The sequence below is a fragment of the Mycoplasmopsis adleri genome (genome assembly GCF_045276205.1).
GTDB lineage: Bacteria > Bacillota_I > Bacilli_A > Mycoplasmatales > Metamycoplasmataceae > Mycoplasmopsis > Mycoplasmopsis adleri.
Genome location: NZ_CP174162.1, coordinates 791,880 through 817,576, shown reverse-complemented (window position 1 = coordinate 817,576; position 25,697 = coordinate 791,880). Strand labels below are relative to the sequence as shown.

The 25,697-nt window shown below is 27.2% G+C and carries 15 protein-coding genes; 8 read left to right on the top strand and 7 right to left on the bottom strand.

The window, feature by feature from the left end; translation table 4 throughout:
• Together ACJA22_RS03430 and ACJA22_RS03425 are read left to right on the top strand one after the other, a co-directional pair.
• A complete protein-coding gene (locus tag ACJA22_RS03430) occupies positions 1-1,008 on the top strand; it encodes a hypothetical protein (RefSeq protein WP_406616876.1) in 1,008 nt (335 codons plus the stop codon).
• Positions 1,009-1,011: 3 nt separating this feature from the next.
• Complete coding sequence (locus ACJA22_RS03425; RefSeq protein ID WP_406616875.1) at positions 1,012-1,605, top strand: hypothetical protein; 594 nt, start codon at positions 1,012-1,014, stop codon at positions 1,603-1,605.
• A 348-nt stretch (positions 1,606-1,953) separates the two neighbouring features.
• Here the strand turns inward: ACJA22_RS03425 and ACJA22_RS03420 are convergent, their stop codons facing one another.
• The 4 genes from ACJA22_RS03420 to recO form a co-directional block, all read right to left on the bottom strand.
• Positions 1,954-3,606, bottom strand: coding sequence for an IS1634 family transposase (locus tag ACJA22_RS03420; RefSeq protein ID WP_406616874.1), 1,653 nt, complete (start codon positions 3,604-3,606; stop codon positions 1,954-1,956).
• Between the two features lie 534 nt (positions 3,607-4,140).
• Positions 4,141-5,127 (bottom strand): DHH family phosphoesterase, encoded by a 987-nt coding sequence (locus tag ACJA22_RS03415; RefSeq protein WP_406617572.1) that lies wholly within the window; start codon positions 5,125-5,127, stop codon positions 4,141-4,143.
• Between the two features lie 14 nt (positions 5,128-5,141).
• Entirely contained in the window at positions 5,142-6,113 is a 972-nt protein-coding gene (locus tag ACJA22_RS03410; RefSeq protein WP_406616873.1) for a DHH family phosphoesterase, read from the bottom strand.
• 200 nt (positions 6,114-6,313) lie between these two features.
• A complete protein-coding gene (recO, locus tag ACJA22_RS03405) occupies positions 6,314-7,024 on the bottom strand; it encodes a DNA repair protein RecO (RefSeq protein WP_406616872.1) in 711 nt (236 codons plus the stop codon).
• A gap of 153 nt (positions 7,025-7,177) precedes the next feature.
• On the opposite strand from recO, the gene ACJA22_RS03400 reads away from it, so the two are divergent.
• From ACJA22_RS03400 to ACJA22_RS03375, 6 genes are all read left to right on the top strand, one after another.
• A complete protein-coding gene (locus tag ACJA22_RS03400; protein ID WP_406616871.1) occupies positions 7,178-8,353 on the top strand; it encodes an IS30 family transposase in 1,176 nt (391 codons plus the stop codon).
• Between the two features lie 273 nt (positions 8,354-8,626).
• Positions 8,627-8,917, top strand: coding sequence for a hypothetical protein (locus ACJA22_RS03395; RefSeq protein WP_406616870.1), 291 nt, complete (start codon positions 8,627-8,629; stop codon positions 8,915-8,917).
• A complete protein-coding gene (locus tag ACJA22_RS03390) occupies positions 8,910-10,544 on the top strand; it encodes a DAK2 domain-containing protein (RefSeq protein ID WP_406616869.1) in 1,635 nt (544 codons plus the stop codon). Before ACJA22_RS03395 ends, ACJA22_RS03390 begins: the two co-directional genes overlap by 8 nt.
• 20 nt (positions 10,545-10,564) lie before the next feature.
• Positions 10,565-11,584, top strand: a complete 1,020-nt coding sequence (plsX, locus tag ACJA22_RS03385) for a phosphate acyltransferase PlsX (protein WP_406616868.1) — start codon at positions 10,565-10,567, stop codon at positions 11,582-11,584.
• A complete protein-coding gene (rnc, locus tag ACJA22_RS03380) occupies positions 11,577-12,317 on the top strand; it encodes a ribonuclease III (RefSeq protein ID WP_406616867.1) in 741 nt (246 codons plus the stop codon). Before plsX ends, rnc begins: the two co-directional genes overlap by 8 nt.
• Before the next feature lie 75 nt (positions 12,318-12,392).
• Positions 12,393-15,464: an AAA family ATPase gene (locus ACJA22_RS03375; RefSeq protein ID WP_406616866.1), complete on the top strand. Its 3,072-nt coding sequence runs from the start codon at positions 12,393-12,395 to the stop codon at positions 15,462-15,464.
• Between the two features lie 182 nt (positions 15,465-15,646).
• On the opposite strand, the gene ACJA22_RS03370 is transcribed toward ACJA22_RS03375, so the two are convergent.
• The 3 genes from ACJA22_RS03370 to ACJA22_RS03360 form a co-directional block, all read right to left on the bottom strand.
• Positions 15,647-15,886, bottom strand: coding sequence for a YneF family protein (locus ACJA22_RS03370; protein WP_406616865.1), 240 nt, complete (start codon positions 15,884-15,886; stop codon positions 15,647-15,649).
• A gap of 17 nt (positions 15,887-15,903) precedes the next feature.
• On the bottom strand, positions 15,904-16,989 hold the full coding sequence (locus tag ACJA22_RS03365) for a M42 family peptidase (RefSeq protein WP_406616864.1): 1,086 nt from the start codon (positions 16,987-16,989) through the stop codon (positions 15,904-15,906).
• Positions 16,990-17,054: 65 nt separating this feature from the next.
• Positions 17,055-25,688 (bottom strand): SGNH/GDSL hydrolase family protein, encoded by an 8,634-nt coding sequence (locus ACJA22_RS03360; RefSeq protein WP_406616863.1) that lies wholly within the window; start codon positions 25,686-25,688, stop codon positions 17,055-17,057.
• Between the last annotated feature and the right edge of the window lie 9 nt (positions 25,689-25,697).

Genomic DNA, 25,697 nt, shown 5'->3' with positions numbered 1-25,697 from the left:
GTGCTTTCAATAGCTAAGATAGGTTACAATAATGGGCTAAAAGAATTCTTAAATAAATGAACAGACAACACTCATAATTTAACTAAAGAAGATAAGGAAATATTAGGCAAGTTTAAAACTCATTTAATAAATTATCTTGAAAAAAACGGCTCAATTAATACAGACTTTTTGAAAAATTGCGATATATCTAATTCAAATGATGTTAATACTTTAATTAATTATTATAAAAATGAAATATCAGAAGGTGATAAAGAAAAAATATATTCACCAAAATTTCAATCTGAAATTAATAATGACAAAATTAATGAAATTATCGTACAATTGAACAAAGATAATAAAAACAAGAAATATAATAATGCAACAGTTGCATTAGCGGCAACAAATACTGTTTTAACTTCAATAGGCACAATTACTGATGTAGTTAATAATTGAAATAACGATCCAGATAAACAAGCTGAATTAATCGTTGGCGCAATATCAAATATCACTGATTCTGTTTTAGCACTCTTACCTCCAACCCCTATATGCACATTGGTTTCCGCTTCTTTAAAATTAGGACTAACAATCATTTCTGAGGGAATTGGACATACACAATATTATGATTATACTTTTATAGATGCTCAAAATGAAAATAACAAATATACTTGAAATGGTGGCAAAACAGTTTATAGATTTTGAGGCTTATGAAAAGATGAAAAAAGAACTATTAAAGATGCTAAACTTTTAAAACCTGTTCAATTCATAAAACCAGTAATGCAAAATGTTTACTTATATAATGGCAGAATATATACCGAAAGTGAATTTGGAACACTTAAGTCTGAAATAATGTTTAATGAAAAGAACTCTATAAGTTTTTTTGACGATTGTAAGGTCTATTCAGTAGATGAAGGAGATCCTAATAAATTAGATAGTAACAAATTATTTCCAACTAAAGAATCATCGCTTAAATATATTAAAAAACATATTAATGATTACATTGACAATACCATAACACTTAATGAACAATAAATATTGCCAAATGATACTTTTGAAACAGCATATAGCAAAATTATAGATTTCATAAAGAATAAACTAAAACCTACATATGTAGTACAACTTCCAAAAAACAAAGATGGTTTAATTGTTGATAATAAAGATGGTGAATTAATATACACATCCAAAGAAATTAAAGAAATGTTAGCCAAAAATATTATGAATGATAGAGTAATAGTTTACAATGGCAATGTAAAAATTAATAATTCTTTAAAAGATGAAGAAAATATAATTAATGAATTAAAAGAATTATTTTTAAAAAGAACAAAAGTTGAGTCTAAAAGTGTTTCAACAGAAAGCATTGACCGAGGAGAACAATTTTATTCAAAATTATACCCAGAATACAAATTCAATATATTCGTTGTAAAATATAATTTTAAAGAATATTACTTTATCACTTATAGAGATGTTTTAAATAAATTATGCTCTCCTGAATTATTAGATATAAAATTAACAAAAAAATGAGTTAATGCAATTTGATATAGATGCATAAATGGCCATAACTTTGATTCAGATAAAGAACTAGACAAATATTTAAATGAATTAGTTGAAAGCTATAAAATTGAACATTAAAATATTATTAAAAAATAATTTTAATAAACAATCATAGATATGTTTACTCCACATTATGTGGAGTTTTTTATTTGATTATTCATCAGTAGAATTGTATAGATGTTTAGAATTATATTTTCAAAGTATTCAATATTAATTAAATCATGTTTCTTACATGTCTTAATATAATTTATGCTTATTCATTTTTGAATTTTGCTTTTTATAACAAAAAAAGCAGGTTTAATGCCTACTCTATTTTATACTATGATTTTTACTAATTAATCTGTTTTATAGTTTGTTTCCCGAGTTTCCAACTTTTACAATGTAATTTTTAACAACTCATCTGTTTGATGAGCTGTTTTTAATAATTTAAAATTTTAATTCATTTAAAATTCTTAAATATGTTTGATAATCTTGAATTGCTTGATTATTGTTGTCGTTAATAATATATTCTTCACTTTCAATTTTTCCGTCAATAATCTTGCATGTTTTGATTGTTTCTTTTATTACATCTTGTAATTTTTTGATTGTGATTTTTTCATCTACAACACCGAGTTCTTTCAAACCTTTGTTTAAATAATAAATAACAAAATTTAATAAAACAAGAGATAAGAAGCAAAGTACGAAATGACCTTCAATATGCTTTTCACTTCATACATAAATAGGTCTTACAGCTAAAGCACTTTTTAAAGCTCTAAAGTTTGATTCTATTTGTCATTGTTTTGAATATAAATTCACAATTTCTTCAGGTGATAAATCAAATCTAGAGGTTTCATAAGCATAATATCCGTCAAACTTTTCATCTTCGATAATTTTGTCATAGTTAAGTTTGTAATAACCTTTACCACCAACTTTTTCGAAGAATTTAAACTTCTTTTGACCGAACATTACTTGAACATGAACTAGTCCGTCTTTATCTTGTCTTTTAATAAAATTATCGATTAAAATTTGTCTATCATTTTTATCTTTTAATGCTCTTTTTTTACTATATGTTACTACCAATCTTCTCTTGTGTCCGTTTGCTCTTCTATTCTTTCAAAACGAATAAAAAGTAGTTTCTTTATATTCAAAATTATTGTCTCCAAAATAGCCGGATTCATCTATTGCAAAGGTCTTTCGGTCATTTGAAGCCGCTTTTAATCTATAAGATAAAATGTAATCAATATCGTTATCTTCTAAGAATCTTATGTTTCTATTTGTACTCATTCCTCTATCAGCAATGAGTGTTACTTTGTTTAATTCATATTGTGATTTTATATTCAAAATAAAATTAATAAATGTTGATGCATCAGCAGTGTTCCCTTTGAATAATTTATAGTGAATTGGAATGCCGTTTTCATCTGTTGCTAAACCTAAAACAATTTGAATCTCTTTGAATTTTCCATCTTTAGAATAACCTGGATATCTCAATCCTTCTCTTACAAAACTTTCAAAATATACCGTTGAAGAGTCGTATCAAATAATATCTATTTTTCTATTTTTATCTTTGATCAATGTATCGTTAACACTCTTTAAAATGTTATTTTTATTTTCAGCTAAATAGTCTAAAGTATTATAAAATGTCGTCTTTTCAACTTCTAAATTTATATTGAATTTGTCTTTATTTTTAAAGGATGAAAGCATGCTACCCGGATTTACAATTCTATTTGAAATCATATATTTTAATAAATCATTTAAATACTTGGATTTTGATACTTTAGCATCTTTAAAAGGATTTAATTTTTCTAAGAAACTGTATAACAAATCATATCCATAATTGAACTGTTTTGTTTCAATTTTAACCTTGCTTATATCTAACTCTAATTGTCTAATTATCATATTTCTATCTCAATCAGTATTGTAGTTTTGAGATAGTTTTTTATTTTTTTCTACTAGATTAGAACAATATTTTTCTCATTTTTCAACTGTACCGATACCGATAGATTTCTTATAACCTTTGCCAAATCCTCCTGAAAGTGCTAAAGATAAGTAAGTAGAGTTCTTATTTTTTCTTGAAATTAATAGTCATTTGTCTTTTTTCATATCTTTATTATACCACAAATTACAATGTAATTATGTAAAAAAATAACTTTTTTTATTTATATATAAATAACACTGAAAAAAGTAATAAAAAAGAGCTCCAACTTGGAAACTCAGGAAAATTAACAAAAAAATGAGTTAATGCAATTTGATATAGATGCATAAATGGCCATAACTTTGATTCAGATAAAGAACTAGACAAATATTTAAATGAATTAGTTGAAAGCTATAAAATTGAACATTAAAATATTATTAAAAAATAATTTTAATAAACAATCATAGATATGTTTACTCCACATTATGTGGAGTTTTTTATTTGATTATTCATCAGTAGAATTGTATAGATGTTTAGAATTATATTTTCAAAGTATTCAATATTAATTAAATCATGTTTCTTACATGTCTTAATATAATTTATGCTTATTCATTTTTGAATTTTGCTTTTTATAACAAAAAAAGCAGGTTTAATGCCTACTCTATTTTATACTATGATTTTTACTAATTAATCTGTTTTATAGTTTGTTTTGTTAAATCAAGTTATTTCACTTGATCATCATTGCCATATTTTTCTCAACGGCTAACTTCTTCTTTACAATCTGCTATTACTTTAGGTATATCATCAAATGTTGTAATCATTGAACCTGAAGCTCTTTCGTGTCCGCCGCCACCTCATTTAACTGCAACGTTTCTTACACAAGGTCCATTTGAACGATATTCACATCTAATTCTTCCATCTTCTTCTTCATTAAATAAAACTCAAAATGGATATCCTTTTAAGTTAGCGATAACATTAACCCTACATACTTCATTTGGTGTTTTACCTAATTCCATAGTTTCTTTATATGTTAATGTTGAGTATGCAACTTTACCATCTGTTTTCATGTTTGAAAAGATTTTATTATTAACTTTAATATCATCAATGCTTGTAGCTGCTAGTCCTGAAAATACTTTTTCAGCATTTAATCCATTTTTATATAAGTAAGCAACTAATTCATGAGTTCTTGCTGAAACATCACTAAATTGGAATCTTCCACTATCTGTAACAATTCCTAAAAATAAGTATTCTGCAGCTTTAGGTGTAATTTTTCATTTACATTGAAATGCTAATTCAGTAATCATTTCATCTGCGGCAATTCTCGCTGATTCTACTCAACGAGTACAATTGTTTAAATCGTCATCATTTGGGTGATGGTCAATTCTTAATGTTTGTGGGAATAAGTTTTTATCTAATACTTCTCTATCTTGGATTCTTTCCTTAAAGTTAGCATCAACAATAATACCTAATGATTTCTTTAAAACTTCATCACTAGGAATTTTATCGAAGTCAAAACCCATAAAGTCATATGTTCCAAAATTATTTCCGATAGCATAAACTTTTTTCTTAGGATAATTATCTCTAATTAATTGTCTTAAACCAAATTGACTGCCTAAACAGTCTCCATCAGGTCTGATGTGATGAAAAATAACTATAGAATCATATTTTTCAATTAAATCTCTAGCATCTTCTCATTTGCCAATAACCATATTTCCAGCCATAATTATTTACCTTCTCATTCTTTGATTGCATCATTCATATCATCTAAAACATTATCAACTAAATCTCATGATGGAATAGTAATGCCGGCAGCATTATCATGTCCACCACCATTATATTTATTAGCTACTTTATTTACTAATGGTCCATTTGATCTTAAACGACCTCTAACAGTACCATCTTCAAGTTGAATAAAGAAAGCTCAACATGAATTATCATCAATATTTGCTAATTCATTTACAAAAACAGCAGCTTCTAAACTATTGAAGTCAAATTTCTTTAACACATCATCAGTTATTTTGAAATATAAGACTCTACCTTTTCTTTCAAATTTTGAAAGAATTTCACCAATAAATTTAATATCTTTTAAAGTTCTTTTGTTTAGTTCTTTAAAAATTCATTGTGGGTCAAATCCACTTTCATCGTATAAGTAAGCAACTAATTTATGGGTTCTAGCTGATGTATCAGGGTATAAGAATCTACCACTATCAGTTACGATACCTAGAAAAATGTGTTCAGCAGCTTTAGGTGTAATTTTTCATTTAGCATCTTTTGCTAATTGAGCAATCATTTCAGCTGCAGCTACATAGTGTTCATCTACTCATAAATAGTCATAAACAATATCGCTACCATTTGGGTGATGATCAATTCTTAATGTTGCTGTGAATTTTTTATCTAATAATAATTTCGAACATTCAATTCTATCTGAGCTTGAAGCGTCACAAACAACACCAAGCGAGTCTGTGAAATCAATATCTTCAATTTTGTCATAATGGTAATGCATAAAATCAAAGGTATGAACATTATCACCAACTGTTCAAACTTTTTTATCTGGATAGTTTGTTCTAATTAATTCAGCTAAACCAGCTTGACAGCCTAAACAGTCACCATCAGGTCTAATATGATGGAAAATAATAATATTTTTATATTTCTTAATTGCTTTTAAAGCAACTTTTGAGTTACCAATAGGTTCCATATTTAATCTCCTTTTTTATTGTTCTTTGTTATAAAATGTTATATTATTAATCTAATACAATTTTAAACCATTATTTAAAAAATCTGCTCATTTTGTTAAAGATTTGAAAGTAAAAAAACTTAATAATTGCTAAAAATAAATTATTAAGTTAACTATATAAAATTTTTATTATTTAACTATAAAACAGGTTAATTAGTAAATTAATGCTTTTTAAGATTTTCTCAATCAACATAAATTCCATTATCAATATAATAGCTGATTAATTCACGATAAATCTTTTCATTAACTTCAGGGATACAAATATTTAAATAAGTATTTAGGTTTTTGAAAATGTAATAATAGCATTTAAGTTCTTTAGTTCATCTTCTTTTATTATTTTTAATATGATTTCCACATAAATAACCGCCATAATAAAGCTCAAAATCACATAAATTACCTGGACTACCACATTCTACACAGGTTTCAATGTTAGGTTGAATACCAAAATAGCCTAAACCGTTTGCTACTAAATAAGTTAATAAGTATACACTTTTACCTTCTTTTTGATGCTTTAAGCATTCAACATAAGCATTATAAATAGGTGGATAAGGATTAGGAAAATGCTTTAAAAATTTAATAGCTTTATCAATAAAAATTTTTCCGAAAAACGCATTTTCATAGTCTGGTTCGACAATTATATTAGCCTTTTTTAATCGAGCAACTTTATTTTTAAGACGTGTAGGAAAATATTCAATTTCAGAAATTGAACCAGGCAATAAGTTTGGGCGATTTTTAGATGTTGGTTTAAAAATACCAGAAGCTATAAGGGTTAAAATCCCATGATCAGTTAAAGCAGTTACTAGAGCGGCATTTTCAACTTCTGCATATTCTTTTACTTCTAAAATAATCATTTTTTCTATTTTTTCAGTCATATATATTTAATTTTATAATATTAATATTAATTTATAGTAAAATACTAAATTATTCATTCCAGAAATAAAAGTCCCAACATTTGAAAATGTCGGGATTTTTCTGTCCTTTTGGTAAAATAAAAATGATAAAAAGAAAGGACAACATAATTATATATGAAAAACGATAAAAAAATTTTCTGTACTTTGGTTAGAAGTAAAAATGTGCATAACAAAATTCAAACTTCACAAATTCATTTCGCTGTTGATAAGAATTACTCTGAAATTTTAAGCCGCTCGAAAAACTACTCGACACACAAAAACCATATCGGTTTTGCAGAAGTGTTTCAGATAATATATGGATTACTAAATTTTCAATCTTTAAAAGAAATATCTCAAAATATTGAAATATCGACTAAAGCGATTAAAAGGTTTTTATTTAAATATTCAAAAGGAATATATTTAGGCAAAGGCGATAGAAAAACCTGTGATTGTTGTGATGCTAAAATTAAAAAAGTTCGTTATTTAAATCTTGATGAATTTATGATAAATGTTGCTAATTTTGATAAAAGTAAAAGAATAGCATATTCAAAAAAGAAAATAGAACAATATCAAGATTTTAGAAATTTTTGAACAGAGCTTTTTGATGATTATACCCAAAATAGAAATAATAAAGATTTAGCAAAAAGAACGCCTAAGCTAAGCGCTAACGAAATATTAAGAAGATTTGAAGAAAAGTATCCAAACAGCTATAAACCTTCAAAATCTATGGTATATAATTTGATATCACAAAGAGTCTTTAAAGACCTTGAAATAGGCATTTTGGTCAATTTATCCACCAAAGGAATTAAACAAAAACGACCCCCAAAAAGAGACAGTCGAAAGCTTAAAAAGATTGGAGTTAGCATTGATCAACGCAGCACAGAAATCAATGAAAGACTTAGAGATAATGATTATGAATTAGATACTGTTATTGGTTCAAAAACTGATCAATGTTGTTTCGTAACGCTAATTAATAGAAAGACTAGACGCTTCTATTTTCATATGGTACGGCGGACTAGCGCTGGTGTTAGAGATGGGCTGATATACCTAATGCAAAAATATAACTTGACAATAGATTCGCTAACCATAGATAATGGTAGTGAAAATGCGAAACTAGATGAAGTGCCAGGTATTAAGCAAATATATAAATGTCACCCATATTGTTCGGGAGAAAAAGGCTCTATCGAAAACTGCCACAGGTTATTAAGACGGTATTTTAAAAAAGGCAAGTCTATAGACCCTTACTACGGTCAAGATTTGACTCCTGTTATGGATTTTATAAATAATTACAAGAGAAGCATTCGCTTCTAATCCAAACTTTTTATGTGCTAAAAAGTTTGACAAAAAGGCACTTACTTTTTTGGAAAAAAGTAAGCAAAAACTCAAGTTTTTTACAAAACTTGGTATTTTCGTTTAAATTTTTTTAGGATTTTAAAGCTTTTCTTGGTAATAATTTATAATTTTTGTAACATTTTTGATTTTACGCAAAATTAGGACTTTTAAAATTGGAATTTATAGTAAAATACTAAATATTATTACTAATAATAAGCACTCTAAGCTTTAAATGATATTAAAGGAGTACTAATGACAAATAATGAAGTAGAAGAAATTTTTCTTGGTATCCTAGAATCGACACCTGGTGTTCATGCCATCATTAAAAATAATGATGCCGAAACTAAATCACCAGCTGATTTTAGCGTTATTAAAAATAATGACGATATATGGAATTTCACTGCAACAATTAAAATTTTAAAGAACACAAAAGCAAAAGATATTATTGCTAATATTTCAAGTTTATTAAAATATAGCTTAAGTAAAAAACATCAAAAAATTGGAAAAATTAATTTATTCATAGGAGGGTTAAATAATGATTAATAATAAAGTTGTTGATGGTAAGACATATGCTGAATTAATTATTTCAGGTGCCAATAACTTAATTAATAATAAAGAAAGAATTGACGCTCTTAATGTTTTCCCAGTTCCAGATGGTGATACTGGTACTAATATGTCTAGTACTGTAGAAGTTGCGGCTAAAGCCTTACAAAATAATAATAGTAATAATTTAGGTGAAGTAGCTACTATAGTTTCTAAAAATATGCTTTTAGGTGCGAGAGGAAATTCTGGTGTTATTTTAAGCCAAATTTTTAAAGGTTTTGCTTTAGCTTTTGCTAATAAAGAGCAAGTTGATGTTTTAGGTTTATTAGATGGATTTAAAAAAGCAACAGAAAGAGCTTATCAATCAGTTCTAAAACCAGTTGAAGGAACTATTTTAACCGTTATTAGAGAAACAACCGAAGCACTTGAAAAGAAGATTAACAAGAATACAACCTTTGAAGAATTCTTTATTTTTGCAAAAGATTTTTCAAGAATGGCTTGTGATAATACACCTAATAAGCTTAAAATCTTGCGTGAAGTTGGGGTAACTGATTCAGGTGGTGAAGGTCTACAAGCTTTCATTTCCGGAATGACAAGTTATGTTTTAGGAACCCCTGTTGAAATTAGTCAAGGTGAACAACCAATTGATAAATTCATAAGTAGCGAAGAAGTTTATAATTGTGAATTTGGTTATTGTACTGAATTTATTATTACTTTAAATGATGTAGATACCTTTAATAAAGAAACCTTTGAAAAAAGTTTAATGAAAAAAGCTAATTCATTAGTTGTTGTTCAAGATAATGAATTACTTAAGGTTCACGGACACACATTAAAACCAGGTGATTTATTGAACTTTGGTCAAAAATATGGTGAATTTTTAAAAATTAAGTCAGAAAATATGACTTTACAAGCCGAAAATTCAAGAAACAAAAATGTTGTTATTAATGATAAAGAAGAAAGTAATGCAAAACAAAAATGTGCTATTGTTTCATGTAACTTAGGTTCAGGTATTATTAATAAAATGAAAGAATTAGGCTGCGATGTGATTGTTGAAAGTGGTCAAACTCAAAACCCGTCAGCTGCTGATTTAATTGATGCGATTAAATCATGCAATGCTAAAGATGTTTTCATTCTTCCAAATAATTCAAATATTTTCTTAACTGCTGAACAAGCTGCTCAAGCTATTTCGAATAAAAAAGTACATATCATTCAAACTAGAACTCAAATTCAAGGTATTAATGCTATGCTCGCATTTAATAAAGATACTTCAGCAAAAGAAAATAATGAACTTATGTCTGAAATGATCAAATTAGTTAAAACTGGTGAAGTTACAACTGCTGTTAGAGATACTAAATTAAATGGTGTAAAAATCAAAGAAGGACACTTCATTAGTATTTTAGATGGCAAGATTATCTCATGTAAAGATACATATTTAGATGCTGCTAAAGCTATCATTGATAAAGTTACTGATAATTCTACTGAACTTATTACCATTTATTATGGTAATGATGCTACTGAACCAGATGCGTTTGAATTATCAAATTATATTTCTAAAAGTTATGACTGTGATGTCGAAATTGTAAGCGGAAATCAACCTAACTATCACTTCATTATAGGTTTTGAATAAAAAAGCAAAAGGAGTTATACATGTATAAAATAGCTTTTGATATTAATGGTAATGATAATGGTATTAAAGCTAGCGTACAAGCTAGTGTTACTTTTTTAAAAGAAAATCCAGATTTTGAAATTACTTTAATTGGTCCAGAACAAGAAATTCTTGCTTTATTTGATCATAAGAAAAATATTCAACCAAATAATTTAAAAATTATTGATAATCCAAATATGCCTACTGATAAAAAGAATTTTCACAAATCATTAAGAGAAAACACATCGATGAATATTGCTTTAGATATGGTAGCAAACAAAGAAGCTGATGCTGTTTTAAGTAGCGGAGATTCAGGTGCTTATTTAGCTTGTGCTACTTTTAAACTTAAAAGATTTGAAGGTGTTTCTCGTTCAGCGTTTATGCCACTTATGCCTACAATTGTTGGTAGAAAATTTTTACTTTTAGATGTTGGAGCAAACATTGAAACTAAAAGTGAATATTTAGTTGAATGAGCTAGAATAGCAAATATTTATGCTAAAGCATTATTAAATATTTCAAATCCAAGGATTTCTTTAATCAACATTGGTACCGAAAGTTATAAAGGATTACCAATCGTTCAAGAAGCAAATGATGCTTTAAAACAGGACAATTCGTTAAATTACATAGGTTATATAGAATCAAGAAAATTACTTGAAGGTACAACAGATGTAGCGGTAATTGATGGCTATGGTGGTAATTTAGTTCTTAAAAGTTATGAAGGAGCTATCCTTAGTTTCAAAAATCTTTTAAAGAATAAAATTATGCTTAAACCAATAAGAAAACTTGGTTATTTATTAGCAAAAGGTGCTTTTGTTGATGTTGCTGAAACATTAGATTATCGTAATGTTGGTGCTGCTTGATTAGTTGGACTAAATGGTGTTGCTATCAAATGCCATGGTAACAGTGATACTAAAGCTTACATTGGAGCCTTAAAACAAATCAAGATGGTTTTACAAAATAATGTGCTTGAAGAAGTTAAAAAAGGCTTAGAAGCTACTACTGAAGGTGAAGTAAATGCTTAATAGTTTTGATACTAAAACACCTATTTCATACCGCAAAAGTGAAATTCAAAAGAGATTTAAGATTCATGAATTTAAAAAGTTTTTAGAAAAATATCACATTGAAGTTCATAATCTTGATACCTACATTTTAGCTTTAACTCATGGGTCTTGTCATCCACATGATTCTGAAAATAATTACCAAGTTTTAGAATTCTTAGGTGATGCTATTATTCAATTTTTAGCTAGTGATTTTATTTTTAAGAAAACTACACAAGATAAAGCTCAAGGTCATTTAACTTTGCTTAGATCACAAATGGTAAGAACTGAAACTTTAAATCAATTAAGTGATGAACTCAACTTAAAACATTTTTTATTAATTCATCCTAAATTTGAAAAAGACAAAATTTTAAAATCAGAAAAAGTTGGAGCTGATATTTTCGAATCATTAACAGCAGCTATTTATCTTGATAACGATTTACAAACTGCTAAAGATTTTTTATACAAAACATTATTCATTGAAACTAAAGATTTATTTAGCTATTCTAATTTAAAAGATTACAAAACTATTTTTCAAGAAGAAGTACAACTTATGAGCAAAAAGCCAGTTTCTTATAACACATATCAAAATGGTGATCATTTTGTTTCAGAAGTTAGCTATGATGGCATCATTTATGGTATTGGTGTAGGCAAAAATAAAATGCATGCTGAAGAAAATGCGGCAAAAGCTGCATTAACAAAATTAATAAAAAAATAAACAAAACAAATCATTATTAATATAATTATTATTAGTAAGCAGGTATTAAAGTTTAATATAAAACGGAGGTTGAATATGAAATTAATTAAGGTTGAAGCACACGGTTTCAAATCATTTGCTGATCCAGTAGTTTTAAAATTTGATGGTGGTGTAGCCGGAATTGTTGGTCCTAATGGTTCAGGTAAATCAAACATTAATGATGCGATTAAATGAGTTTTAGGAGAAAGAAGTGCTAAAGAACTTCGTGGAGATAACATGGATGATGTTATCTTTGCCGGTTCAAAAACTGCTAAACCAATGGATAAAGCAGTTGTTACTTTAACTTTTGATAATAAAGACGGATTAAACAACATCCCACATGAAACTGTTACTATTAGTCGTGTACTTGAAAGAGGTAATGGTAATAACCAATATTATTTAAATGGTGAATTATGTCGTTATAAAGATATTAAAGATATTGCAATGGAAAGTGGGATTGGAAAAAGCTCACTTGCGATTATTTCGCAAGGTACAGTTAGTGATATAGCTGAAGCTACTCCTGAAGAAAGAAAGGCAATTTTTGAAGAAGCGGCTGGTGTTTCAAAATATAAATTCCGTAAGAAAGAAGCTTTAAGCAAATTAATTAAAACTCAAGAAAGCTTAGACAAAATTAGAATTTTAATTCAGGAAATTGAAAGAAAACTTGCTCCTTTAAGAAGACAAGCTGAAAAAGCAAAAATTTTTATTGCTAAAAGTGAAGAACTTAAAAGTGTTGAAGTTGGTTTATTAGTTAAACAAATTAAAGATAATTCTTTAATCTTTGAAAACCTTAGTAAAGAACTTGAAGGTGTTCAAGAAACTGAAAATGATTTAAAAAGAAGAATTTCTGAAGTTGAAAACCAAATTGCCCAAAACACCCGTTTTAAAACGGAAGACGAATTAAAACTTAAGGAATTAATTGAAGAATTAAACAAAGTTAAAGACCGTCTTAAAAACTTAGATATTCACAATGCTACCCAAAAAGAAAAAGACCGTTTAATCGCTGAAGGTTTAATTAAAGTAAGTAATAAAGAAAGAATTGAATCATTCCAAAAATTAATGACTGAATCAATTCGTAAGATTAAATACTTTGAAAACCAAATCCTTGTTCTTAGAACTAGATTAAATGAAAACAAAGAATTAATTGAAAAATATGAACAAGAAATTGGTTCAATTAACATTCAAATTAATAAAAAACGTAATGATTTATTAAAAATCGAAGTTAATATTAACACAATTAGAGAACAAAAAGAAAATAACTCAATGTTATTTAAAGGAACCAAAACCATTATCGAAAATAAAGGTTACTTCAGCAAAGCTCTTAAAGGAACTGTAGCTGATTTAATTAAAGTTAATTCTGATTATTCAGCTGCTATTGAATCAGTTTTAACTAATGCTTTACAACATTTAGTAGTTGATAAATCAGAAACGGCTGTTAAAGCAGTTAATTTCTTAAAAGATAATAATGGTGGTAGAGCAACATTCATTCCTCTTGCCTCAATTCAGCCTAAAACCGTTCGTGATGATCATTTATTAGCTATCCAAGGACATCCTGGATTTATTGGAATTGCTAGTGATTTAATCGTAACTGAACCTATGTATCAAATTTTAGCTAAGTTCTTACTTGGAAATGTAATTGTAGCTTCAGATATTGAAAATGCTAACAAGATTTCAACCATTCTAGAACGTCGTTATATGATTGTAACACTTGATGGTGATACTATTAGACCTGGTGGTGTTATCATGGGTGGTACTAAATCTACTGCTCAAACTATACTTAATTTAGATGATAAATTAAGTGAATTAGAAAAGCTTGTACCTTCATTAGAAGCTGCAATCAAAGTGCATGAAGCTAAAGTTCATGAAATTCAAAACTATCGTAAAAATGCACTTGAATTTAATAATCAATACATTCAACAATTAAACTCATTTATTAACCAAAAAGACAATGAACAACTTATTTTGGACAATTTAAATGCCCAAGCAAAAACCATTGCTGATAGTTCAATTGCTGAAGAAATTAAAAAGCAAGAATTATCTTCAGATGTTTCTGACTATGAAACTCTTAGTTCAAGAAAGAGTGAATTAGAAATTGAAACCAAATCAAGAACTGAAAGAATTAGTGCTTTATCAGCTGATATTAGTGCTGCTCAAGTTCTTAAAAATGATTATGATGCAACCTTAAGAAAATTAATGGATTCATTCTCATACAAATTAAGAGATAAAGAAAGAGCTAAAATCTTCTTAGATCAAGCTAGAGAACGTCTTTCAACTCAATATAAATTAACAGTTGAAACAGCAGAACAACAAGGTTTTGAATTACAATTACCAGCTGACCAAGCTGCTGAAATCGTTCGTGATTTAAGAGAAGAAATTGAAAAACTTGGTAATGTAAACCTTGAAGCTCTTGATCAACTTATTGAAGAAGAAAAACGTTACAATGAATATGCTGAAGGTGAAAAAGAATTCACTGAAGCTAAAGAAATTCTTGAAAACGCTATTAGTGATATGGATAAAATTATTACTACTCGTTTAAACAGCATTATTCATGATGTTAACGAAGAATTCAATAATGTATTTGCAAGTATGTTTGGTGGTGGTAGTGCTAGATTATACTTCTCAGATCCTAAAGATATTTTAGAATCAGGAATTGGAATTGAAGCAACTCCTCCTGGTAAAAACATTAAGAACTTGAAATTGTTCTCAGGTGGTGAAAAATCACTTATTGCTATCTCATTATTATTCGCTATTCTTAAAGCTCGTCCTCTTCCACTATGTATCCTTGACGAAGTTGAAGCAGCGCTTGACGAAGCTAACGTTGTTCGTTATGCTGAATACTTACAAAAACTTAAAGAAAAAACTCAATTTATAGTTATTACTCACCGTCATGGAACAATGTCTAGAGTTGATGTATTATTCGGAGCAACCATGCAAAACCGTGGTGTTACAACTTTCTTTAGCATTGAACTTAGTGAAGCTAAGAAATTAGTTAAAGACGAACAAAAAGATTACATCTCAGAAAATCATAAGTCTCAAGATGAATCTAAAGAAGAAGTTAAAAAGCTTAAAAATCAAGTTGACACCTTATTAATTGAACTTGAAGATGATGACGATGACAGCAAAAAATAAATTAAAAATTTAATACCATGCTAAGTGGTATTATTTTTTGTTTTGTGCTGTTTAATAGGCTAAGAAGGAAAACTAAAGCACCTAAGAATGAATAAATTTAATTTGCTTAAATTAATTTAAATTTTCCCCCAAGAACCCTTAAAGGGCAAAATAAAAGCTTATTTTAACAATAAGCCTTTAAATTATTTTTCATTATTTTTAGCATTAGTCATTGAACGCATAACTGCATTAATTTGACTTTCTGATGCTTTACGACCCATTTGAGCAAACATAGCTTTGATCATGTTTCTAGTGATAGGAGGGTTTTCACGAATTTGCTTTTCGAATTTGTGTTTTGCAATAAAGAAACCTGAAAAACCACCAACGATTAAGCAAAGAATCGCAACCCCAACTATGATGCCGACTCATCCACCTACGCTCATATAATCCTCCTAATACATTATTTATATTTTAATATTTTATCATAAATATCACTATTCATGCTCTTAATTGTTTCAACAATCAAATCGCCGGCGCTCATTAAATCTTTAATCGAACAAACACCGATTGGAGAGTGTAAATATCTTTGTGGTAATGAAATAGTTGTAATGGCTGCTCCACCTTTTGAATATTGTAACATTGCTCCATCGGTACCACCGCCCATTGCTACAAACTTATAATGAGGGATTTTGTTTTCCCTACCAATTTTGCAAATATATTCAATTAGTCTTGGATCAGATAACATGCCTCTATCCATAATTCTCAAGGCAGCTCCATAGCCAATTTTTGTAGTGCCTTGAATACATCCTAATGTATCATGGCTACTTGTTGTATCTAAAGCAATAGCAATATCAGAATCAATTAAAGTAGCAACTGCTTTAGCTCCTCTTTCGCCAACTTCTTCTTGAACTGTACCAACTAAATATAAATCTACGCCAAGATCTTCATTAGCTAGTTTATTAGCAATATATTCTAGTGTACATACGCCTGCTCTATTATCCATTGCTTTTCCACCAACTAAATCTTGGTTAGTAAATCTAATAGTTTCACCAGACATCAATACTAAGTTTCCGACTTCAACATTATGATTTAAAGTATCTTCTTTATTTATAAAACCAAAATCAGCATATAAATCTTTCATAGTTACTGCTAATTTAGCTTTATCTCTTTCCATAATATGAATTGAAGTATGTCCAAATACTCCTTGATGTCTTTTGCCATCTGAAGATATTAAAGTTGCTTTTGTACCGATTACAACATTAGGTCATATGCCACCAACAGCATCCAATAATATTTGTCCATTACTGTCAATTGATTTAACAAGGAAACCAACTTCATCCATGTGAGCGGCTACTAAAAATTTAGGAGCATTTTTGTTTTTAGATTTTTTATGGAAAATAATTGAGCCTAAATTATCGTAAGAAATTTCATAATTTTTAGTATCAATATTCTTAATTAATAATTTAGCAATATTATTTTCATTTCTAGACATACCTTCTGCTTCAAGGTATTCAATAAGTCTATTTTTAAATGATTCTGCAGTCATTTTACTACCTCAAATTAATATTTATATTTTTGCTTAATGTTTCTATAAAATAGATTTTTAAATTATTATTTAATATTTAATATTGGAAGATATCCATTTTGCATACCCTCAATCAATACTTCTCTTTTTGTTTTGTCTGGATTAAATAGAACATCCTTTGTATCTGGGTAATATATATATACAAGTACAAAATCAGAACCATAAGTATTTTCTGATAAATCATTAGATGTGCTAGAATAATTAACTGGTTTTTTTGTCTTTCCACTATAACATTGAGCAACCCCAAATCAATAGTTGGTATCACTAGAATAATCTGAATTTAGTCCTACATATTGAAGTAAGTTTTTATTTGAGCCATAAATCGTTTCAATTTTTTCCTTATATGTTTCTGTTGAACCTTTTATCTTTGAATTAAGAATATCATTAAATACTTGTTGTAAACCTTTATAGGCTCATTTATATGAGTATACTGGTCATCTTCAAAAAACATCAGTTCTATTAATGTAAAGTGCCGATAATAAGAATGTGTTGAATCTTCATATTGATTTATACCCACTTAATTGTCTTGCATCATTATATGATTTAATTAGTTCCTTCTTAGCTATTTCTTTATTAGCTATTAATTCATTAAAGTAATTAATTGCCAATGGTTTAAAAATAATTGATATTAATTTTGAGAATTTTCCCTGAAAAATTTGTACAATTGCTGTCGGGTCAAGACTTACCATCTCTGTATTACTAATAAACATTGGGTTATATATACCGAAGTATTCACCATTGTTATCATCACGAACAGGTGAGTAATCTAAAATCATATTGAAGAAATCTGAAAAAGCTTTTGGATTAACATCATTGAAAATAATTTGAATTGTATCCATTTGATCGAAAACTTTAGAAATAGAGATTTTTCCTTTACCATTTGAAATAAATGATAAAGCGCCATCTTTTAATGCTTTTATTAAAGCTTCTTTTCTTTGTTCATCTGAATAACCTCTAAAGTTTGTAGTTTGAATTTTATTAAATACTGAATTAATAGCATTATCCAAAATACCTGACTTTTCAATACCAGTAGCAAATGATCATATAAAATCATATATAGTTTTAGCATATTGTGCTTTCTTGTCATCAGGTAATTTATAACCAGATTTTTTAAGCGAGTCAAATAATATAAAACCAATTGGTTTAAAGACAGCGATTTTACTTGGAGTTGTAGTTAAGTATTTATATCATTCTTTAATAATTTGTTTCAAATTATTTATATTGTGTGAATTAAAGATTTTAATAATTACACTAAATCAATCGCTCACTTCATTACTTGTATATGTTTCTGAATTGTTAAAGATTTCTGTTAATAAGAAATCAAAGATTTTTAAGATATAGTTATTATTGTCATTTTCACTAAGAAGTAATTCACTTCAGAATTGTTTTGCTTCTTCTTCAGATAAGCCAAGTTTTTCAATACTTTTTACTAAATCAAAGTCAGCTATAAAGCTTTCAAAATGTTTGTTAGCTTTACCATTTTCTTTTTTAGTAATGGCTCTTAAAATGCCCAAAATGATTTCTTTTAAGGTGTTTTTGTGATTTTTAAAAGTATTTGAGTTAAGTAATATTTTAACAAATGAATAATCCTTAAAGTTAAATTCTTTAACAATAGCTTTACCAATTTTTTGAGTAAATTCTTTGCTATCATTTGAAACTTTAAGAGCTTCAATTAATCCATTGAACACATTTGTAGTCACTTTAAGTTTTTCAAATAAAGAAGGTAATTCTTCATATAATGATTCAAATAATTCTTTATTTTTAGCATCATCAGCTTTTATATCATATTTACCAACATTATGTTTTCATAAGTTTCATAAAACATTTTTAGCAAGTTTTTGTCTTAAAATAACATCGATAAATCCACTAACACTTGAAATTAATAAATCAATATTTTGTTTGTTGCTTGTTTTATTAACAATTGCTTTGAAAATAGTAAAGAAGTTATCATTTTGAATAATAATTTCACTATTACTATCAATGAGATTTAATAAGTTATTGAATAATCTAGAAAGTTTATTTGTATTAGTGTTGTCTTGGAAGATATTTTTAAAGAATTCATTTAATGAATCAACAGTAAGTGCTTTAGCAATAGGTTCTAATGATTCTTTGTTTTTGTAATTATTAATAGCATTAGTTGTTTTTTCATTAATTACTTTAGAAATTTTTTCAATTACTGAATTTAAAGCTAAGATATTAAGAACTAATTTAGTAACTGTATTTCTTGTGTTTTCATTTTTAAGAATATTAGTTTCCACAATCGCTTTAAGTACATTTGAAAGTGATTTAGCGAAGTTATTTTTGCTAAATTGTTCTTTAAAGTGAGTTACTAGTTTATCAGTTAATGATTTAAATTGATTTTCACTCTTAGGTTTAGAAGGATCATATTTTGATAATGTTTCAAATAATCATTCATAGATTTTATTGCTTAATCCTAAAGCGTCTAATAATTTATCTTGTGATTTTAATAAGCTATTTGTAAGAAGAATTAAATCACCTTTTTCAATATTCTTTAATACATCATTTAGAACTGCTGGTTTGCCGTCTTTAGCTGTTTTATAAATATATTCACAAATTATTTTGCTTATAAATAATCTAGTAGTTTCGTTTGAAGATAAGGCATTAATAATGTTTTTAGTATTGTTAATTGCATTGCCTAAACGTGTGTAATTAAATTGAGTTCATTCAGCTCAAATAACAATAGCATTAATAAATTTAAGTTCTTTAAAAGTATTTGAATTTAATTTAGGATTATTAGATGATGTTCCAAAAATACCATTGTTTAAAATACTTACTAACAATTTCTTGAAGCCATCATTTTGTGCTAAGACTTGAACAGTTGTTTCAATTTCAGTATTATTAATATTTGCATCTGGAAGATATTTCTTAAAGACTTTAATAAGAATATTTTGAACTTCTTGAATGCTTATTAAATCACTAACTAATGAATATACATGTTCTATTTTCTTATCAGAGAAATTATGAACAAGAATACCAACCACTGGTTTTAAGTGTGAAGCATTTCTAATTTTAAGTTTTTCATCTTTACTTAATATAAATAATGTGTCGATTAGAGAAGAAATGACATTATTAAATGAATCTTTTGTAATAATTTGATTTCAAATCTTTGTAAATTCAGCACCAGTAAGATATTCAGTAACTTTTGTATTTTTATCGATTGCATTTGATATAGCATCAATCACTTTTCTATATGAAAGAATGTTTTTAATCAATTTAGTTACTGTTTGTTTGTTTTCGTTGGTTTGTAATTCATTATTATTGATTAATTCTTTAATAATGGTTAAGATTCAATCAATCTTAAATTCTAATTTACCACCCTTAGAGAATAAACTCTTGATGCTATTTAATAATTTGTCATTATTTTGAGGATATTTATTACCGAGCTTAAATCCTACATTGCCAAAGAAGGCAAGTAATGTTTTAATTAGTTCAGATGAAGGATCAATTTTATCTAATAATTCAGGTACTGATGGTAATAATGATTCAATTAATACCTTAAATTCGTTTTCGGTAATGCCTTTAAGAATAGCATCATAGTTATCATGAATTGGTTTATAAACAAATGAAGATATAACATCATTAAAGGATGCATTCTTTAATAATAAATTAAGGATGTTTTTTACATAATTAATAATTGTTGTCTTTTCTTTATTGGCTGTAAATCAGTCTTTTACAACATTTTCAAATGGTTTTAAGTTATTGAAGTCAGGATATTTTGTCGTATCAAAGATAGTATCTCTTAAGAAGGCGTTTGCTAATTTTTGAACATCTTCAGATTTAAGAATTAATTCAAATAATGCCTTAAATTCATCGTTTGAAATATCACTAAATGATGGAACAAGTTTCTTGAAGATTTGAATAGTTTCTGGTAATGATAATGCTTCAAGGACAGCTTCGTAAATTTCTTTTAAGTTATTTGAGCTAATTCAATCGGTCATTAAAGTATCAACAAATTTCTTTGCTGTGTTAGCACTAGCATGATTACTTAAAGTATTAATTGCTTTTTCAATAATTGTATTTACTAAAGTTTGAACTTTATTAAGTTTGATTGCTGTATTAATATAGTCAATAAATTCTTGACGAGTAGCAAAGTATTTAATTAATTTAGATTGATGTTTATCGTAAACATTGTTTGCTAAAAGATCGCCAAATTTATTTTGAGTGATGAAGTAATTGAATACATTTTTAAGAAGTTGTTTAACAGTATGATCATTTCTTCTAGTAACAACTTTTTTAACTAAATCAAAAATGTTAGCGGTTTTGCCTTCTAATAATTTAAAGATTTTGTTCATTAATTCATCAGTATTAACTTTATTATTATTTAAATTAGCAGTTCCAAAAGCATTGAATACAAGTTTGTAAATTTCAACAAGCTGGAAGTCTTTACTAAATTGTTCATTGTATTGAGCGAAAACATCTTTAAGTAATTGCTTAAAGTCATTGATTGAAATTTGTTTAAAGATTTCTTTAGGTGCATTCGATTGAATTAATGAAGCAATTAAAGTAATAATTGGTTCGCTCTTAGCTACTTTAATAATAAGGCTATTTAATTTATTAGCATATTCAGCATTCTTGTTTTCATCTCCAAAGAAGTGTTCGAAGATATATTCTTTCTTAGTAATATTTGCTAAATCACCATTTGGATTAAGAACTATTACATTAAAGAATTCTTTTACAAAGTATTGAACTTCATCAATGTTAATTAAATCTTTACATGTTTTAATTCAGTCATCGGTTGATAATACTTTCAAGTTGTCTGAAATGGTATTTGAACGAATTGTGCCTAAGAATATCTTAAGTTCTTTAAGATTAAGTAAATCTGTAATTCAATTTGCAAAGTCTTTTGTTTTAATATCCTTAACAACTTTTTTAAGTAATACGACTACAAGAGTACTAAAGTTTTTAGCACTTTGAATTTCTTTAGGACTAATTTCAAATAATGAATCAATTATTTTATCAATAATCTTTTTAGTTGAGTTTGTTTCAAAGACTGCTTTTAATAATTTGACAGTTTGATCAACAGTTATATATTCTTGTGGTGGATTTGAAACATTGAATAATTTTTTGCTATTATTAATCTTCTTAGCAATTGCTTTAGCAAGAGGTTGAACAATTAAATCACCACCTTTACCTATTACATTTAATATTAATTGTTTAATAGCAGGTGTGTATTTATTAATGTTAGGCATTGAAGCAATTGTCTTAAATACTCTAAAGAAGTAAGCTTGGAATTGTTCACTGCCAGCTTTATTAATTTCTTCTTTAATTACTTTAAAAATGTCACCAATAAGTTCTTCAGTTTTTGCTGAATTGTTAAATACTTCAAAACCATAAGCTCCAACTTTGTGCAAGATTGAACTAAGTACTCTTTGGATAACTTCTGCTTTAGGTAAAATATCTTGATGTTTATTAATTACTTCTTCAAGGAATGAAGTTATTAAGTTCTTATCAACATTCTTAAAGATATCAGCTTGTTTCTTTTCTAATGTTATAACAACAATGTTTGCTAGTAATTTTGAAGCATTGTTTTTATTAAGCATTGACTTAATATAATCAATTGATCATTTAGCAATATCCATTGTTCTGTTTTTATCGCTAAGTCAGTTTTTAAGTACATCATTAAATATTTTCTTAAGGTTTTCTTTAGTATTTTTATTTTTATCAAATACTAAATCAACTGTGAATAAGCCTTTTTCGATAAAACTATCAAGTATAAATTTGAAGTTTGGATCATTTAATGAACTTGTAATTAAATCTATTACGTTGTCAGCACTTATTAAATTAGCAAAACTTGGAGCTTTCTTTTTAATTAAGTTTGTAATTAAATCCTTAAAGATTTTGCTTGTTTCAGGCATTATAGCAATTCTTTGAATTAATGGTGATAATTGAGCATATGCGTTGCTTTGTGTAAATCCTGAGAATACTAATTTAAGTAAATCATTTAATTTATTAATGTTTTGAACTTCACTTTTATCAATTTTAAAGAATTGAATAATCATGTATGGAATGATATTTTTTGCTTCGCTAGTTGCTAATGATTTTTGGATTAAAGTAATTAGATCAGCTTTAGAAATTAAATCTTTATGTTTGTTTTCATCATAAATTTTATTAACAATTAAAGTAGCAAGATTATCTTTTTCACGGTTGTTAAGGTAGATAAAAATGTTAGTTGCAATCTTAGAAATTGTTTCTTTATTTTCTTTGAAGTCATTATCGATCAATATCTTAGCAATTTCAAGAATATCTTTATTGACATCTTTGAATGCATCTTTAACATTAGTCATCACTTCATCAATTACAGTCTTAAATTGTTCCTTAGTAACATTTTTAATGTTAAAGCCTTTAGATGCAGAAAGTTTGAAAACACCATTTACAAAACCTTTTAATGCATTTTGAATTAAATTAAATTTACTATCAACATCGGTTATACTATTTAAAATCTTGTTAATTAAATCAGATGATTCTTGTTTTGAAACACCAGTAAATAATCATGGATATTTATCTGTAAATTTAGAAACAATATTTGAAATAATTAATTTAGCTTTTGAATCTTTAAGTAAGGAGTTAATAATACCTTGGAGTATATTACTAATTGTATTTAAATTAGTTGAACCAGTATTATTTTTTGCAATAAAGATTTGTCATAATTCATTGAATGAAGTGGCATTTTTATATTCATCCTTGTTATCAATGATGTTTGTGATAATGTCAGTAATCATTTGTGAAAGGTAAATTTTATTATCTTTATTTTTAGCTGTTAAAACTGATTTAAGAAGATATTCTACATCATTTTTGGTTGTATAATCTTTAGCTTTTGAAAGTAATATTGCATCAGCCATTTTTGAAATAAATTGAGTATCTTGAGATAAAACATTAAATCATTCATTAGTTAGGGCACTAAATTTATTCTTGAAGTTAACAATCTTATATGGTGATTCAAAGATCTTTGTGTCAGTAAAGAACGAAACAAGAAACTTCACTAATCTAGGTTCATTAGTGAATGCATTTTTAAGAGCTTTTGTGAATTCTTTAAAGTTTGGTTTTCCGTTTCCAACTGCTTTATAGTATTCTTTTTGAGTTTCTAATAAAGAATCTGAGAAATATTTAGACTTGAAAAGTCATTCTTTAATAGAATCCATTATATTATCACCAGGTTTTAATAAGAATTGTTTGAAATCTTCACCAGCTACTCCTAAACTCTTATAGAATTTAGACTCAAAGAAGATATTTTGAATTTTGTCGAATGCTAAATAAAACATGTCTTTGCGATGTAATACACGATTGATGTAGTTTTCTTCTTTTCTTTCTTTACGATATCTTAAATAAATTAAATCATTAGAAGTTTCAAAAGTGAATTTATTAATTGAATCTCCAAAAATATTAGTGATTGTTTTAAATGGATCTTCAAGTTTAAATTGTAGGTAGAATGATTCAACATCTGATGCGAAGTATTTTGCATCTCATGGAATGTTATGTTCTTTAAGAACACTTTCTTTTCTGGTAGGAATTATTAATTTCATGAATATGTCTTGAGCTATTCTCTTGTAGCCAAAAACACCTGGATGAATTTCAAACAAGTTAGGTACTAATTGCCTTAAATTTTGGTTTCAATATGATGATTGGTAACAATCCATGTAATTAATTTTGTTATTAAAGGCACTATTTTTAATTCTTTCATTTAACAAGTTAATTACTATTTGACCAATGCTATTTACTTCTTTATCACTATTTGGAGCTAATGAAGATTCTAAAATTCTAAAAATGTGTGGAATTGGTAATGGATAACCAATAATGTTGATGTTGGCTGTTTTGGTTCTAGCCTTTAAAACAGTCATGAATTCTTTTAGTCTTTCATTAAAAATGTTGAAAACGGGAAGTAATTGATCACTCACAACATGAGCTATTTGTGAATAATCTAAGTTATTATTTTTGATTTGAGCAACGATATCTAAAAGCGGAATATTACCTAAATTTTGGAGCAAGATTTCCATAAAGTCATTTGCTCCCAAAGTCATTGTGATTAAGTTAGATCTTCTTAACTCATTAATTAATTGACTTCTAACTTTTCCACTTAAGACATTAGCACCAAATTTATTTTTAAGTTGTTCCACTTCTTCAGCAGTAAATTGATCATCTTCTTTGCTGCTTAAAAGTAATGTTCAATCTTTTAAAGTTGTATTTGAAGTCGCAAAGTTTTTGAAATATTCTAGTTTTTTATCAGAAATTTTATTGATAAAACTTGCTAAGTAAACAGGATATGAAATACCATCAAAAATTTGTTTGTGAAAATCAAAAGAACCAGGGTAATCCTTGGTAAGTTCAGAATCGAAACCTGCAGTAATAGAGTCACCTAAAGCAACATATCTTACTTTTCTTGTTTCAGTAATAATGTTTGGACTTTCAGCTCTATCGTTAAATTCGATATTTTTATCGTCACTTGGAATAAGTGGTTTATTGTTATCTCTTACTGGTAAACCTGGAATGTCTCCACCTTTAGTGTATGAAACATTCTTGTGTTTAGCAGATCTTTCAATGTCTTTATCTCCAACTGGAATGAATGATAACCCAACTGCTAGTGATACAGTTAGACCTAATATTACGCAGCTGGCAATGATTAGTGATTTTCTTTTGAGTTTCATGATAATCTC